This is a genomic window from Salipiger thiooxidans (genome assembly GCF_900102075.1).
Classification (GTDB): domain Bacteria; phylum Pseudomonadota; class Alphaproteobacteria; order Rhodobacterales; family Rhodobacteraceae; genus Salipiger; species Salipiger thiooxidans.
Map to the genome: position 1 here is coordinate 121079 of NZ_FNAV01000009.1, position 15922 is coordinate 137000.

The 15922-nt window shown below is 67.4% G+C and carries 12 protein-coding genes; 6 read left to right on the forward strand and 6 right to left on the reverse strand.

Translation table 11 applies throughout. From position 1 onward, the window contains the following. Window positions 1–52 precede the first annotated feature (52 nt). Genes BLQ77_RS14825 through BLQ77_RS14835 form a run of 3 tightly spaced genes read right to left on the reverse strand, consistent with a single transcriptional unit; the run spans window position 53 to window position 5029 of the window. Window positions 53–946, reverse strand: coding sequence for an endonuclease/exonuclease/phosphatase family protein (locus tag BLQ77_RS14825; RefSeq protein WP_089960580.1), 894 nt, complete (start codon window positions 944–946; stop codon window positions 53–55). A 19-nt stretch (window positions 947–965) separates the two neighbouring features. Next, complete coding sequence (gene mfd, locus BLQ77_RS14830; protein ID WP_089960845.1) at window positions 966–4442, reverse strand: transcription-repair coupling factor; 3477 nt, start codon at window positions 4440–4442, stop codon at window positions 966–968. A 59-nt stretch (window positions 4443–4501) separates the two neighbouring features. Next, window positions 4502–5029, reverse strand: coding sequence for a component of SufBCD complex (locus BLQ77_RS14835; protein ID WP_089960582.1), 528 nt, complete (start codon window positions 5027–5029; stop codon window positions 4502–4504). Between the two features lie 100 nt (window positions 5030–5129). Between BLQ77_RS14835 and hemB the strand changes: the two genes are divergently transcribed. Next, window positions 5130–6128, forward strand: coding sequence for a porphobilinogen synthase (hemB, locus tag BLQ77_RS14840; RefSeq protein ID WP_089960584.1), 999 nt, complete (start codon window positions 5130–5132; stop codon window positions 6126–6128). A gap of 159 nt (window positions 6129–6287) precedes the next feature. Next, window positions 6288–6842: a lipid-binding SYLF domain-containing protein gene (locus BLQ77_RS14845; RefSeq protein ID WP_089960586.1), complete on the forward strand. Its 555-nt coding sequence runs from the start codon at window positions 6288–6290 to the stop codon at window positions 6840–6842. A 61-nt stretch (window positions 6843–6903) separates the two neighbouring features. Here BLQ77_RS14845 and BLQ77_RS14850 read toward each other — a convergent pair whose 3' ends face one another. After that, window positions 6904–8595 (reverse strand): mechanosensitive ion channel family protein, encoded by a 1692-nt coding sequence (locus BLQ77_RS14850; RefSeq protein ID WP_089960589.1) that lies wholly within the window; start codon window positions 8593–8595, stop codon window positions 6904–6906. A 72-nt stretch (window positions 8596–8667) separates the two neighbouring features. Then, window positions 8668–8937: an usg protein gene (locus BLQ77_RS14855; protein ID WP_089960590.1), complete on the reverse strand. Its 270-nt coding sequence runs from the start codon at window positions 8935–8937 to the stop codon at window positions 8668–8670. Window positions 8938–9168: 231 nt separating this feature from the next. Between BLQ77_RS14855 and gyrA the strand changes: the two genes are divergently transcribed. Next, window positions 9169–11877, forward strand: coding sequence for a DNA gyrase subunit A (gene gyrA / locus BLQ77_RS14860; RefSeq protein WP_242661733.1), 2709 nt, complete (start codon window positions 9169–9171; stop codon window positions 11875–11877). 213 nt (window positions 11878–12090) lie between these two features. Next, on the forward strand, window positions 12091–12786 hold the full coding sequence (locus BLQ77_RS14865; RefSeq protein ID WP_089960596.1) for a M48 family metalloprotease: 696 nt from the start codon (window positions 12091–12093) through the stop codon (window positions 12784–12786). Window positions 12787–12790: 4 nt separating this feature from the next. On the opposite strand, the gene BLQ77_RS14870 is transcribed toward BLQ77_RS14865, so the two are convergent. Beyond that, window positions 12791–13084: a hypothetical protein gene (locus BLQ77_RS14870; protein WP_008884993.1), complete on the reverse strand. Its 294-nt coding sequence runs from the start codon at window positions 13082–13084 to the stop codon at window positions 12791–12793. A 218-nt stretch (window positions 13085–13302) separates the two neighbouring features. Here BLQ77_RS14870 and thrS point away from each other — a divergent pair, with 218 nt between their 5' ends. Continuing rightward, entirely contained in the window at window positions 13303–15252 is a 1950-nt protein-coding gene (thrS, locus tag BLQ77_RS14875; protein WP_089960599.1) for a threonine--tRNA ligase, read from the forward strand. 328 nt (window positions 15253–15580) lie between these two features. Beyond that, window positions 15581–15886: a BufA1 family periplasmic bufferin-type metallophore gene (locus tag BLQ77_RS14880; protein ID WP_089960847.1), complete on the forward strand. Its 306-nt coding sequence runs from the start codon at window positions 15581–15583 to the stop codon at window positions 15884–15886. The last annotated feature ends 36 nt before the right edge of the window (window positions 15887–15922 follow it).

A 15922-nucleotide genomic window follows, 5' to 3' on the forward strand; every position in this document is an offset into this window, starting at 1 on the left:
ACAGCGCCGGACCTTCGCGGGTCCGGCGTTTCGCGTTTTCGGGTAGACCCGTTCAGAGCCCCAGGAACTCCACCACCAGCGCCGCGTGGTCGCTTGCGTGGGGCCGGTGCTCTCCGACACCGCTCAGCCGCGCGCCTCGCCCCGGACCGGCCTCGTGCCCGAGCCCGCGATGCAGCACCCGCGGCACCACGTCGGGGTAGCGCTGCGCCAGCGCCGGCGACGCGATCAGCGCGTCCGGGCGGTGATGCTCGCCCACGTGCGGCTCGAAATAGGTCCAGCGGTCGCGCTCGGGCATGCGCAGGCCAAGATCCACGCCGACCGCCTCGAGCGGCGCCACGGCGCGCGGGCCCTCCTCGCGCGGCTCGTTGAGATCGCCGATCACCAGCCAGAGTGCCCCGGGCTCAGAGGGCAGCAGGCGGCGCACCGCCTCGGCCTCGAGCCGCCGCACCTTCCACGACAGCGCCGGATCCGGCGGCGGCGCCTTGAAATGCACGACGAAGACCGTGAGCCTGCCAAAGCACAGCTCGAGACAGTCGCGCCGGAAGATCGGCAGGTCATGGGCGATACCGGCGGGCGGCGCGAAGCCCAGATCGCCCGGCAGGAGCGCCGCGTGGCTGGTCGCGTCGTCCCAGTCGCGGCGCGCCATCACCGCCACGTCGAGCCCGCGCCCGTCGTTGCCCGGCAAGCAGAGCCGGTTGCGATAGGGCCCGGCCACCGGCGCGAGGTAGTGGTCGTGGAAGAAGTCGAGGCTCTCGGCGTCGAACACCTCCTGCAGCGCCAGCACGTCGGCGCCGGTGGCCGCCAGCAGGCCGGCGGTCAGGCGGCGGTCTGGCTCGTCATGCTCGGGCAAGGCGGGCTCGTCGCGGTCGCGCGCGCCGTGAAGATGCGCGCGGCCGCCGTGGCGCAGCAGCCGCAGGTTCTGAAGGTTGAGCGAGGCGATCCGCATGCAAGCGCCCTCTCGGATGTCAGGCGTCCTTCCTGAGACGGATCGCCCCGGCCTTCTCGGCCAGATCGCGGGCGATGGCATAGGCGCCCTTGATCTTGTCGCTGTCGCGGGCCCAGTCCCGGCGCACCACGATCTTGTTGTCCTTGATCCTGGCGTGATTGTGCGGGTCCTGAATGAACGAGACCAGCCCCTCGGGCTTCGCGAACTTGTCGTTGTGGAACTGGATCGTGGCGCCCTTGGGCCCGCCGTCGAGCTTGGCGATCCCGGCCCGCTTGCACATGTCCTTGATCCGGACGATGAGCAGCAGGGTATTGACCTCCTTGGGCAGTTTTCCGAAGCGGTCGATGAGCTCGGCGGCGAAGCCCTCGAGCTCGACCTTGGTCGACAGCGCACTGAGGCGGCGGTAAAGCCCGAGCCGGACGTCGAGATCCGGCACGTAATCCTCGGGGATCAGCACCGGCACGCCGAGGTTGATCTGCGGCGCCCACTGGCCGTCCTGCTCGAGCAGGCCCTCCATCTCGCCCGACTTGATCTTGGCGATCGCCTCCTCGAGCATCTGCTGGTAAAGCTCGTACCCCACGTCGCGCATCTGGCCCGATTGTTCCTCGCCCAGAAGGTTGCCGGCGCCGCGGATGTCGAGGTCCTGCGAGGCCAGCGTGAAGCCCGCCCCCAGCGTGTCGAGCGAGCCCAGCACCCGCAGGCGCTTCTCGGCGGTGTCGGTGAGCTTGGCGCGCGGTTTGGTGGTCATGTAGGCATAGGCCCGGGTCTTGGACCGGCCGACGCGGCCGCGGATCTGGTAGAGCTGCGACAGGCCAAACATGTCGGCGCGGTGCACCACCATGGTGTTCGCGGTCGGAATGTCGAGCCCGCTCTCCACGATGGTCGTGGCCAGCAGCACGTCGTACTTGCCGTCGTAGAAGGCGTTCATCTTCTCGTCGAGCTCGCCCGCCGCCATCTGGCCATGGGCCACCACGTAGCTGACCTCGGGCACCTGCTCGCGCAGGAATTCCTCGATTTCGGGAAGATCCGAAATGCGCGGCACCACGTAGAAGCTCTGGCCGCCGCGGTAATGCTCGCGCAGCAGCGCCTCGCGGATCGTCACCGGGTCGAACTCGGAGACATAGGTGCGGATCGACAGGCGGTCGACTGGCGGCGTGCCGATGATCGACAGGTCCCGCACACCCGAAAGCGAGAGCTGCAGCGTCCGCGGGATCGGCGTCGCGGTGAGCGTCAGCACGTGGATGTCGCTGCGCAGCTGCTTCAGCCGCTCCTTGTGGTTCACGCCGAAGTGCTGCTCTTCGTCGATGATCAGCAGCCCGAGGTTCTGGAAGCGGATGCCCTTGGCAAGCAGCGCGTGGGTGCCCACCGCGATGTCCACGGTGCCCTTGGTGATGCCGTCGCGGGTCCTGGCCGCCTCGGACGCGGAGACGAAGCGCGACAGCGGCGCCACGTTGAGGGGGAAGCCACGGAAACGCTCGGCGAAGCTCTTGTAGTGCTGGCGGGCGAGCAGCGTGGTCGGCGCGATCACCGCAACCTGCACCCCGGACATGGCCGCGACAAAGGCCGCGCGCATGGCGACCTCGGTCTTGCCAAAGCCCACGTCGCCGCAGATCAGCCGGTCCATCGGGTTGCCGCTGGTCATGTCGCCCAGCACGTCCTCGATCGCCGAGAGCTGGTCGTCGGTCTCGGAGTACGGGAAGCGCGCGCAGAAGCTCTCCCACGCGCCCGGCGGCGGGTCGATGATCGGCGCCTTGCGCAGCGCCCGCTCGGCCGCGACACGGATGAGCTTGTCCGCCATCTCGCGGATACGCTCCTTGAGCCGGGCCTTCTTGGCCTGCCACGCGCCGCCGCCGAGACGGTCGAGCAGACCTTCCTCGTGGCCGTAGCGCGAGAGTAGTTCGATGTTCTCGACCGGCAGGTAAAGCCTTGCGCCCTCGGCATATTCCAGCAAAAGGCACTCGTGCGCGGCACCCGCGGCGGTGATCACCTCCATGCCCTGGTAGCGGCCGATGCCGTGATCGACGTGGACCACCAGATCACCCGGCGACAGCGATTGCGTCTCGGTCAGGAAGTTCTCGGCCTTGCGACGCTTCTTGGGCGCGCGGATCAGCCGGTCACCGAGCACATCCTGCTCGGAGATCACCGTGATGCGCTGCCTGTCCTTCGGGTCGCCCCAAGGCGCCTCGAAGCCGCTCTCCAGCGCCCAGACAGCCAGATGCAGCCCGCGCTTGCCGATGCGCGTGCCGGTGTTGACCGGGATCGCCTCGGCCAGCCCCTCGTCCTCGATGAGCCCGGTCAGCCGCTCGCGCGCGCCCTCGGACCACGAGGCGATGAGCACCGGGCCATCTTGCAGTTTCTTCTTAACATGATCGGCCAAGGCGCCGAAAAGGCTGACGCTTTCCTGCTGGCGCTCGGGCGCGAAGTTGCGCCCGATGCGGCCGCCTGCGTCCACCACGCCGGGCCCGCTGGCCTGCTGCAACGGATGGAACTGCACCACGCGGCGACCCTCGACCGCCATGTCCCAGGCGGTGTCGTCGAGATAGAGCTGCTCCGGCGGCACCGGCTTGTAGACCGAGTCCATCCGGCCCTTCTGGGTCATCGCGTGGCGGCGGGTGTCGTACTGGTCCTCGATGCTTTCCCAGCGCGCCAGACGGGCGGGCGTGAGCTGGTCGTCCATCATCACCGGCGCGCCCGGCAGGTAGTCGAAGAGCGTCTCGAGCCGGTCGTGGAAGAACGGCAGCCAGTGCTCCATGCCCTGCTGCTTGCGGCCCGCACTCACCGCCTCGTAGAGCGGATCGTCGGCACCGCCGGCGCCGAACTCGACGCGGTAGTTCTGCCGGAAGCGCAGGATCGAGGCCTCGTCGAGGATGACCTCGGAGACAGGGGCCAGCTCGACCAGATCGAGCTTCTCGGTGGTGCGCTGCGACACCGGGTCGAACCGGCGCGCGCCGTCGAGCACGTCGCCGAAGAGGTCGAGCCGCACCGGCCCGCCGTCCCCCGGCGGGTAGATGTCGATGATGCCGCCCCGGATGGCGTAGTCTCCGGGCTCGGTCACCGTCGGCGCCTGCGAGAAGCCCATGCGCACGAGGAAGCCACGCAGCGCCGCCTCGTCCACCCGGCTGCCGACGCGCGCCGAGAACGCCGCCTCGCGCAGGATCTCGCGCGCGGGGATGTACTGCGTCGCCGCCGAGAGCGTGGTCAGCAGCACGAAGCCCGAGGGCATGCCGTGCACCAGCCCCGCCAGCGTCGCCATGCGCGCCGCCGAGATATCGGGGTTGGGCGACACCCGGTCATAGGGCAGGCAGTCCCAGGCCGGGAAGCGCACCACCAGCATGTCGGGCGCGAAGAAGGCCAGCGCCTCGGCCATGGCGGCCATGCGCTTGTCGTCGCGGGCAATGTGGATGACCGGGCCGCCGGCCTTGGCGGCCTCGGCGAGCACGAGGCGCGCGTCGAAACCTTCGGGCGCGCCGCCCATGATGATGCGGGACTGAGACATGGTCATGGGATGTGGCCTGCGAGGGGGCTGCCGTCAACCGCCCAGTTCGGGCGCGGGGATCAGCCCCCCAGCGCGGTGTAGGACATGTTCTGGAACATTCCCCAGAGCGCGGTGACGAAGATCGAGAGCATCCCGATGACCTGGATCCAGAAGCGGTGCGACGACAGCTTCTTCCACAGGTCCGGGCCGTAGAGCGCCTCGCCCCGGATGCGGGCGGCGGTGGCGACGCTGAGCAGCCCCACCAGCGACATCGGGAAGGCCAGCAGGAAGAGCGCCTGCGACAGCTCGATGCGGTAGACGAAGCCCGAGACGGCGAGCGCCGAAAGCAGCGCAGAGCCGATGGCGACGGCCCAGAGGCCGGTCTCCTCGGCGATGTAGAGCAGACGGTTCACGTTGATACGGACCACGTCCTCGAGATCCCGCGCCGCCTGCCCGCCGTGGCGCCGGGCGCGGCCCACCATGTCGAAGGGAACGCCGATGACCCAGTGGCTGGCCGAGGACCATGTGACCGCCAGCGCGATCCAGAACCAGAGGTTCGAAAACGACCGCATGTCGATGGTTTCGAGAACGATCTGATACCAGTCCAAGAGGGGCCCGTAGTCCTATTCAGCGGCCCATTGTCGCGCGGGCCTTGTGACAGCCGCCTATCCATGCCACCCAAGTGGCCTGTTTACAAGAGAGGCACCGATGAAACCCACGCTAGCCGCCTTTCCGGCAACACGGCTCCGCAGGCTTCGGAAATCCCCCGCGATACGCGCATTGGTGAACCAGTCCGTCCTGACCCCCGCCGACTTCATCTGGCCGGTCTTCGTGCGCGATGGCGAGGGCGTGTCCGAGCCCATCGCCTCGCTGCCGGGCGTCAACCGGCTGTCGGTCGACAAGGTGGTCGAGGCCGCTCAGGAAGCCTACGCCCTCGGCATCCCGGCGATCTGTCTCTTTCCCTATACCGACCCCTCGAAGCGCAGCGAGGATTGCGCCGAGGCGTGGAACCCCGAGAACCTCTCGAACCGGGCGGCCCGCGCCATCAAGGACGCGGTCCCCGACATGGCGATCATGAGCGACGTGGCGCTCGACCCCTACAGCTCGACCGGGCATGACGGCTTCGTCCTGGACGGCGAGATCGTCAACGACGAGACCGTCGAGGCGCTGGTCAAGCAGGCGCTCAGCCAGGCCCGCGCAGGCGTCGACATCATCGGCCCCTCGGACATGATGGACGGGCGCATCGGCGCCATCCGCGCCGAGCTCGAGCGCGAGGGCTTCCGCAACACGCTGCTGCTGAGCTACGCCGCCAAGTACGCCTCGGCCTTCTACGGCCCGTTCCGCGACGCGGTGGGCGCGAGCGGCGCGCTCAAGGGCGACAAGTCCACCTACCAGATGCAGCCCGGCAACTCGGACGAGGCGATGCGGCTGATCGAGCGCGACCTGAGCGAGGGCGCCGACATGATCATGGTCAAGCCTGGCATGCCCTATCTCGACATCTGCCGCCGCGCCAAGGACAGCTTCGGGGCGCCCACCTTCGCCTACCAGGTGTCGGGCGAGTACGCGATGCTGGCGGGCGCGGCCGAGCGCGGCTGGCTCGACCATGACCGGGTGATGATCGAGAGCCTCACCGCCTTCAAGCGCGCAGGCTGCGACGGAGTGCTGACCTATTTCGCCCCGGCGGCGGCAAAGCTGCTCAACGGCTGACAAAAGGTGAAGCCGGAATGGCGGAATGCCGCGCGTCTGCGCGCCTTCGGCGTGACAGGAACGGCTTCCGCCGCTATAAAGTACGACATAAACCGGCGGCACAGCCGGGCAATAGTGGCAGCGTCAGGCACATACTCAGACAGGACAGAGAGCAGATCCATGGACATTACACGACGCACGCTCACCCTCGGACTGGGGGCGATGGGCGTTCTCGCAGGGTGCGGCAACGGCATTGGAAGCACCGGCAGCAACACGATCGACGCCCGCGTCGACAGCACGCTGAGCCAGATGTACACGCAGTTTCCCGGCACGGTCGACCTCGCGCAGAAGGCCTCGGGCCTTCTGGTGATGCCGCTGGTGACCGAGGCCGGGCTCGGCCTTGGCGGCGCCTACGGCCGCGGCGCGCTGCGCGTGGGCGGCAGCACGGTTGACTACTACTCGATGGTCAAGGGCTCGGGCGGCCTGCAGATCGGTGCGCACCAGTACGCACACGTGCTGTTCTTCATGACGCAGGAAGCGCTGCTGAACTTCCGCCGCTCGCCGGGCTGGGCCGCGGGCGCCAACATCGAATACGCGACCCCCGAACAGGGCGAGACGCTGGCGGCCGAAACGACCACCTCGATGGCGCCGGTGATCGCGGTGATTTTCGGCCAGTCCGGGCTGCGCGTCGGCGCCACGCTCGAAGGCACCAAGTACACCCGCATCATCCCCTGATCCGTGGCGGGGGGCTCCGGCCCCCTTCCCGTTCCGAGGCCCCATCCCGCGCCGGCGGCGGTCAGCCGCGCTGCATCGTCCCGGAGGCATCCGGCGCCTCCTCGATGGGACGGCTGTCGGGGAACAGTGGCTCGGCCTCGCTGTCGAGCTTGCGCGCCTCGCGCAGCAGCGCCTCGCGCATCTCGCAGGAGAAGGTCCAGCCGGTGTTGGGATCCTCGCTCGGCACCAGGAACAGCACCGTCTGCCCGAACATGTCGTGATCGGTGACAAGGCAGCTGCGGTCGTCGTTGTCGGGCACGCCCTTCTCGTCCAGCAGCTCGTGGTACTTCTTGCGCAGCGGCGTGATGTCGGCGCGGTGGCTCAGGCGCAGCACCACCTCGAAGGTGGTCAGATGATCCTGCATGGTCCAGTTCTCGAAGGGTTCGTCGACAAAATCCGACACCGGCACGATCAGCCGCCGCCCGGTCCAGACCCGCAGCTGCACGAAGGTGAAATGGATGCGCTCGACCGAGCAGACATGGCCCTTGTAGGTGATGCGGTCGCCGATCCGGGCCGACTGGTTCAGCGAAATCTGCAGCGACGCCATGATGTTGGAGAGGATGTTCCGCCCGGCGAAGGCCACCAGCAGCGTCAGCGTCCCCGCCGAGGCCAGCAGCGAAATGCCGAGCGACTGCATCACGCTCGCCTCGTTCAGCACCACGCCAACGCCCACCACGGCGATGACGACCAGCATGAAGCGGCGCACGGCCGAAACCTTGGTGGCGACCGAGCGCCGCTGCTCCTGCCCCTCGCCGATGGCGGACAGTTCAGCCCCATCGAAGGTCACAAGCCGCGACAGGATGGCGTCGGCGGCGTTGACCACCAGCCAAAGCACCGCGACCACGATCCCCATGACCGTCAGCGGCGAGATCACCGTCTCGATGCGGCCAGAGAAGATGAAGAGGTTGTTGCTGATGAGGCTGAGCACCACCGTCATCACCAGCAGGACGATCGGGCCGCGCGTCGCCACCAAGAGAGATTCCGGTGCAATGCGGCGGTTGCGGTTGTAGCCCTTCGACATCAGCTTGTAGGTCAGCCACCCCGAGAAGGCGGTGATCAGGATGCCGAGCGGGAAGCCCACCACCTCCCACCAGCGCAGGCCCCAGAAGGCGGGCTCGCGCAGCGGCTCAGGCATCATCTGTTCGAGCTTCGAGGGGCCGTAGGTGGCGCCGAGCGCCGGCAGGTGGTCCACCGTCTGCTTCGAGATCACCCAGACCGGCTCTTCCCCCAGCGCCTTGATCCGGTTGATCCGGATCGGCACAGGCCGTCCGCCCACCTCGACGAACCAAAGCAGGATGGATTTTTGCGGCTTGCCCGCCATCGCGCGGTCAGAGCTCAGGCGCGAATCCAGCCCGTCCGGCCGGTCGGGCACGCCATACCAGTCGATGACGATCTTGCGCTCGAGGAGGTTTAGGAAATCCCGCGCCAGATCCTCGGCATTGGCGCGCTGGTCCGCGAGCGGCAGATCCGAGAGGTCGAGGATGTGGATCGCCGCGTCCCAGTTGTCTTCGCGCGCGGTGTTGAGGAAGCTCTCGAGGCTCGAGCGCGGCGTCTCGCGATCGATGCCGTCGGGCGCGGGCGGCAGGCCGGGATTGAGGTTGTCGGTCTCGAACCAGTAGTCGGACTCGGTCTCCTGCGCCATGGCTGGCGCATGGAACGTGACCGCGAACAGCAGCGCCGCCGCGGCGAGAAGGAGTTTGTGAAATCCCGGCATCGGCAAGGGAACCCCCGGACGACCCGCCCGGTTCCCTCGCCCCCGATTTATCTCCCCGTCAGGGGGCGTGGATCAGTGGTAGCGGAACTCTCCCACGACCTGCCGCCATTCGCCGGCCGAGATCATCTTGCGGTGGGTGAAGCGGATCGAGTGCAACGGCCCCTCGATCCTGTCCTGCCAGAATTCGATGAACTTGAAGAGCCGCGGGTGATCCGGGGCAAGGTCGTAGTCCTGCCACACGAAAGTGTTGAGAACGTTCCGGTAGTCGGGCATCCGGTAGAAGATCTCGGCGGTGGTCAGACCGTAACCCTTGAGCATGAGCTCTGTCGGTGTTTCCTGCATCGCTTTACCTCGTCGTTTCTACGTGGTTATAAGCCTGCGGGGCGAGTCGTTATTTTTCAACGAAAACAATCTGTTATCAGGCAACAGAAGTGGCTGCCAGATTTGTCCGACCGCTGGCATTGCGCCCCACATCCTGTCTCTGATATAAGCCTTTTCAACAAGATATAGCATAAGAATGGACGGGCGAGCATCGTGACCGACACGCCGGAACCCCCTGAAAACGATGACGAAATGAGCGGCCCCGAGCGCCCGCGCTACAGCGGCCCCGGCATTTCCATCATCGACGAGATGAAGTCGAGCTATCTCGATTACGCCATGAGCGTGATCGTGAGCCGCGCGATCCCCGATCTGCGCGACGGCCTGAAGCCGGTGCACCGACGCATCCTCTACACGCTCTGGGAAAACGGTCAAACCAAGTCCAAGTCCTACCGCAAATGCGCCACCGCCGTCGGCGACGTGATGGGTCGTTACCACCCGCACGGCGACTCGGCGGTCTACGACGCGCTGGTGCGGATGGCGCAGGACTTCTCGATGTCGCTGCCGCTGATCGACGGTCAGGGCAACTTCGGCTCGATGGACGGTGACCCGCCCGCCGCCTACCGTTACACGGAATCGCGGCTCGAACGCACCGCCGAGGCCCTGCTCGAGGACATCGACAAGGACACCGTCGATTTCGTCCCGAACTACGCCAACGAACGCAACGAGCCCGTGGTGCTGCCCGCCCGCTACCCCAACGTGCTGGTCAACGGCGCCGAAGGCATCGCGGTCGGCATGGCGACGCGGATCCCGCCGCACAACCTCGGCGAGGTGATCGACGCGACGCTGGCGCTGATCGAACAGCCCGACCTGAGCTCGGAGCAGCTGATCGAGTACATCCCCGCCCCGGACTTCCCGACGGGCGGCGTGATCCTCGGACGCTCCGGAGCGCGCAAGGCCTATCTCGAGGGCCGCGGCTCGGTCATCATCCGCGCCAAGACCCGCATCGAGGAAATCAAGCGCGACCGCTACGCGATCGTCATCGACGAGATCCCCTACCAGGTGAACAAGGCGACGATGATCGAGCGCATCGCAGAATGCGTGCGTGATAAGAAGATCGAGGGCATCGCCCACGTGCAGGACGAATCCGACCGCTCGGGCGTCCGCGTGGTGGTCGAGCTCAAACGCGACGCCACCGCCGAGGTGGTGCTGAACCAGCTCTTCCGCTTCACGCCGATGCAGGTCAGCTTCGGCTGCAACATGCTGGCGCTGAACGGCGGCCGCCCCGAGCAGCTGACGCTCCGCGCCTTCCTCACCGCCTTCCTCGATTTCCGCGAGGACGTTGTGGCGCGCCGCACCGCCTACCTGCTGCGCAAGGCCCGCGAACGCAGCCACATCCTCTGCGGTCTGGCCGTCGCGGTCGCGAACGTGGACGAGGTGGTGGCCACGATCCGTGCCTCTGCAGACGCCGCCGAAGCGCGCGACAAGCTGATGACCCGGCGCTGGCCGGCGCATGAAATCGCGCCCTACATCCAGCTGATCGACGATCCGACCCACAAGATGAACGAGGACGGGACCTACAACCTCTCCGAGACGCAGGCTCGCGCGATCCTCGAACTGCGCCTGCAGCGCCTCACCCAGCTTGGCGTCAAGGAAGTCACCGACGAGCTGGAAGAGCTGGCGAAGAAGATCAAGGAATACCTCGAGATCCTCGGCTCGCGCGAGCGCATCATGGAGATCATCACCAACGAGATGATCGCCGTGAAGGAGCAGTTCGCCGTGCCCCGCCGCACCGAGATCGCCGACTGGGCCGGCGACATGGACGACGAGGACCTGATCGAACGCGAGGACATGGTCGTGACCGTGACCGCGGGCGGCTACATCAAGCGCACCCCGCTGGCCGAATTCCGCGCCCAGAAGCGCGGCGGCAAGGGCGTGTCCGGCGGCTCGCTCAAGGAAGACGACGTGGTCACCCAGCTGTTCGTGGCCAACACCCACACGCAGCTGCTGTTCTTCACCACCGAGGGCATGGCCTACAAGCTCAAGTGCTGGCGCCTGCCGCAGGGCGGCCGGACCTCGAAGGGCAAGGCCATCGTCAACATCCTGCCGATCCCGCAGGGCGTCTCGGTGGCGGCGATCATGCCGGTGGACCGCGACGAGGACGAATGGGACGACCTGCAGATCGTCTTCGCAACCTCCAAGGGCTCGGTGCGCCGCAACCGGCTGTCGGATTTCACCAACGTCATGCGCAACGGCAAGATCGCGATGAAGTTCGAGGGCGAGGACGAGAACACCCGGCTGATCAACGCCCGCATCTGCTCCGAGGATGACGACATCATGCTCGTCACCGACTCGGGCCGCGCCATCCGCTTCCCGGTGCCGGACGTGCGGGTGTTCAACTCGCGCAACTCCACCGGCGTGCGCGGCGTGCGGCTGCTGAACGGCGACGAGGTCGTGTCGATGTCCGTGATCCGCCACTTCGAGGCGGAATCGGACGAGCGCGCCTCCTATCTCAAGATGCGCCGCGCCATGGCCGGGCTCGCCGACGATGCCGAGACCTCGGACGAGGAAGAGGGCAACGCCGACAGCCGGCTCTCGCAGGAACGCTACGCCGAGATGACGGCGGCGGAGAACCTGATCCTGACGATCACCGCCAAGGGCCTCGGCAAGCTGTCGTCGAGCCACGACTACCCGATCCGCGGCCGTGGCGGCATGGGCGTCACCGCGTGGGAGAAATCGATGCGCGGCGGCGAGATCGTGGCCTCCTTCCCGGTCGAGAAGGGCGACCAGATCATGCTGGCCACCTCCACCGGCCAGTCGATCCGGGTGCCGGTGGACGGGATCTCCTTCCGGTCGCGCGGCGCCGGCGGCGTGCGGGTCTTCAACACCCGCGCCGGCGAGACCGTGGTCTCGGTCGCCTGGATCGCCGACCAGGGCGACGAAGAGGAAGACGCCGAGGCGTGAGCCCCAAAAAGAACCGCTGCGCCGGGCCGCGATGCCCGGCCAGCCTCCGGCGGGAGTTTATCCGGCAAGATGAAGCAAGGCGCCGCGCCTCGACTTCATCTTGCCAGCTAAACTCCGGGGGGCGCGAAGCGCGGGGGCAGCGCCCCCTCCGCCCTTGCCACAAGCTGCAGTCTCCCGCTTGGCAGCGCCGTCGCCGGCCACCATATTGAGCCCATGCTGCGCTTCACCCCGATCCTGCTCGCCCTGCTCTATGCCATCGCGATGTACCGATTCTCGGCCTGGCGCACCGCGCGCGAGCTCGATGCGCGCTCGACCGAGCTTGCCGATCCAAGACTGAAGCAGCTCACCGACCGCATGGCGGCGGCGCTCGACCTGCCGCGGATCCGTGTGAACATCTACGAGATCGAGCCGGTCAACGGGCTCGCGGCGCCGGACGGGCGGATCTTCATCACGCGTGGCTTCCACGACCGTTACCGTGCAGGCGAGGTCAGCGCCGAGGAACTTGCGAGCGTCATCGCCCACGAACTCGGGCACGTGGCGCTTGGTCATTCGCGGCGGCGGATGATCGACTTCTCCGGCCAGAACGCCCTGCGCACCGCGCTCGCCATGGTGCTGAGCCGCTTCATTCCGGGCTTCGGTCCGTGGATCGCCACGACGCTCATGCGGCTTCTGGCAGCACGGCTGTCGCGCGGGGACGAGTACGAGGCCGACGCCTATGCGGCAGCGCTCCTGCACAAGGCGGGAATCGGCGTGGGGCCGCAGAAGACGCTCTTCGAAAAGCTCGAGCGCCTCACCCGCAGCCGTGGCGGCGCGGTTCCCGCGTGGCTGCTGTCGCACCCGAAGACCTCGGAGCGGATCGCCGCCATCGAGGCGCTGGAAGCGCGCTGGGAGGCGGTGTCGCGGAACTGAGCGCTCAGCGGTTGAGAAGCGAGCGGATCATGCTGCGCTTCTCGTGGTCGCTGCGGTCGTGGTGGATGATGTCGCGCAGCCGGGCGCTGTATTCGGGCGGCAGCTTGTCGACATCGAGGCCGGGCGACAGAAACACCAGCTGCTGCTTCTCGCCCGCGGTCAGCGGCACCGGGCGGCCGAATCCGAGCGGCAGCCGCGGGAACGAGCCCTCAGCGGCGTTGCCACGCGTGGGAGACGCCACGGCGGCGAGAATGATACCAAGCACCACGAGCGCTACGCTGACGGCTTTCACGAGCATCTGACCTGCCTTTCGCTTTCCCCAAAAGATAGGCCCTGCCGCGCCGCGTGCAAGGCCCCGGCCCTGCCGGCGCGCCACGGCCACAGCCCTCGGTCGCAAAGCACCAGACCACCACCACCGTTCTTGACACCCCCGCCCTGCGGCGCCACAAGGCGGCATCGACATAACCCGCAACCGGGCGTTCCGTGGGCGCCAAACCGACGAGGAGAGCCAGACCAATGGCCCAAATCTCTCTTACCTTCCCCGATGGCAATGTGCGCGACTTCGACAGTGGCGTGACTCCGGCCGAAGTCGCGGCGTCGATCTCGAAATCCCTCTCGAAGAAAGCCATCTCGGCGCAGGTCAACGGCCAGCACTGGGACCTGCAGTGGCCGATCGACGAGAGCGCCGAGATCGCCATCAACACCCTTCAGGACGACGCACCGGCGCTCGAGCTGATCCGGCACGACCTCGCGCACGTCATGGCGCGCGCCGTGCAGGAGATCTGGCCCGACACCAAGGTCACCATCGGCCCGGTCACCGAGAACGGCTGGTTCTACGATTTCGACCGCGCCGAGCCCTTCACCCCCGAGGACCTGGGCGCCATCGAGGCGAAGATGAAGGAGATCATCAACGCCCGCGACGCCGTGCGCACCGAGATCTGGGACCGCGCCCGCGCCCGCGCCTTCTACGAAGAGCGCGGCGAAGGCTACAAGGTCGAGCTCGTGGACCGCATCCCCGAGGGCGCGGACATCCGCATGTACTGGCACGGCGAGTGGCAGGATCTCTGCCGCGGCCCGCACCTGCAGAGCACCGGCCAGCTGCCGGCGGATGCCTTCAAGCTGATGGGCGTGTCGGGCGCCTACTGGTTCGGCGACGTCAACCGCCCGATGCTCCAGCGCATCCAGGGCGTGGCCTTCCGCAACCGCGACGACCTGAAGAAGTACCTCAACTTCCTCGAGGAAGCCGCCAAGCGCGACCACCGCAAGCTCGGCCGCGAGATGGATCTCTTCCACCTCCAGCCCGAGGCGCCGGGCCAGATCTTCTGGCACCCGAACGGCTGGACCGTCTACACCTCGCTGCAGGACTACATGCGGCGGATGCAGCGCAAGGACGGCTACGTCGAGGTGAATACCCCGCAGGTGGTGAACCGCAAGCTCTGGGAAGAGTCCGGCCACTGGGAAAACTACCGCGAGAACATGTTCATCGTGGAAGTGGACGAGGAAGGCGCGCGCGAGAAGACCATCAACGCGCTGAAGCCGATGAACTGCCCGTGCCACGTGCAGATCTTCAACCACGGGCTCAAGTCCTACCGCGACCTGCCGCTGCGCATGGCCGAGTTCGGTTCGTGCAACCGCTACGAGCCCTCGGGCGCGCTGCACGGCATCATGCGGGTCCGCGGCTTCACCCAGGACGATGCGCACATCTTCTGCACCTTCGACCAGATCGAGGAGGAGTCGAAGAAGTTCATCGACTTCCTCGCCAAGATCTATGCCGACCTTGGTTTCGACAGCTGGCGGGTGAAACTCTCGACCCGGCCCGAGAAGCGCGTGGGCTCGGAAGAGAGCTGGGACAGCATGGAGGAGGCGCTGGCCAACGCCTGCAAGGCCGCCGGCCGCGAGTTCGAGATCTTCCCGGGCGAAGGCGCCTTCTACGCGCCCAAGCTCGAGTTCGTGCTGACCGACGCCATCGGCCGCGACTGGCAGTGCGGCACGCTGCAGCTCGACCCCAACCTGCCCGAGCGTCTCGACGCCAACTATGTCGGGCAGGACGGCGAGAAGCACCGGCCGATCATGCTGCACCGCGCCGTGCTGGGCTCGTTCGAGCGCTTCATCGGCATCCTGATCGAGGAACACTCGGGCAAGCTGCCTTTCTGGCTGGCACCCCGGCAGGTCGTTGTGGCCTCGATCACCTCGGAAGCGGATGACTACGTGCACGAGGCCGTGGCCGCGCTGCGCGCCGCCGGCGTCCGCGCCGAGGCCGACGTGCGCAACGAGAAGATCAACTACAAGGTGCGCGAGCACTCGCTCGGCAAGGTGCCGGTGATCCTTGCCGTGGGCCATCGCGAGGTCGAGGAGCGCACCGTGACGGTTCGCCGTCTGGGCGAGAAGCAGACCCAGGTCCGCAGCCTTGACGAGATCGCGGCCGAGCTCGGCACCGAGGCCACGCCGCCGGATCTGCGCGGCTGATCACATCCCGCTCCCGCCAGCGTGCGCGGCGGTTGTAACATTCCTCACGACGGGCCCCCACGCGATGCGCGGGGGCCCGTTGCGTTGTAACAAAGGCCCCTCCGGCCCCGTGATGACGTTACGACTGCGCTTTCGCGGTTTTGGAATACCTCATCTTTTCAGCGTCCTGATGCCGCGCATCCGATACCCGGGCAGCGACAGGGGATGACACACGCGTGACGCACTTCCCCGTGAATGGCGCGGGCTGCGGACCGGGCGCACCATTCGGGTGTCGCCGGGTTGAACCCGCCGACACCATCCAACGGGACCTTCAACAGGGAAGATGAAGATGTCGAACAAACTGAAAACCGTGGCGCTGCTGGGCGCCGTTGCAACCGCCGTCACGCTCAGCGCCCAGACCGTGCAGGCGCAGGCCAAGGAGAAGTGCTTCGGCGTGGCGCTGGCCGGCCAGAACGACTGCGCCGCCGGCCCCGGCACCACCTGCGCGGGCACTGCCAAGGTCGACTACCAGGGCAACGCCTGGAAGCTGGTCGACGCCGGCACCTGCATGGAGATGGAGCTGCCCGCCATGGCCGACGGCTCGGCCCGCATGGGCTCGCTCGAGGCGCTGGACCGCGACCTGCCGGCCTCCTGACCGGACGACGCCGACCGGGGCGGCACCCTGCCCGCC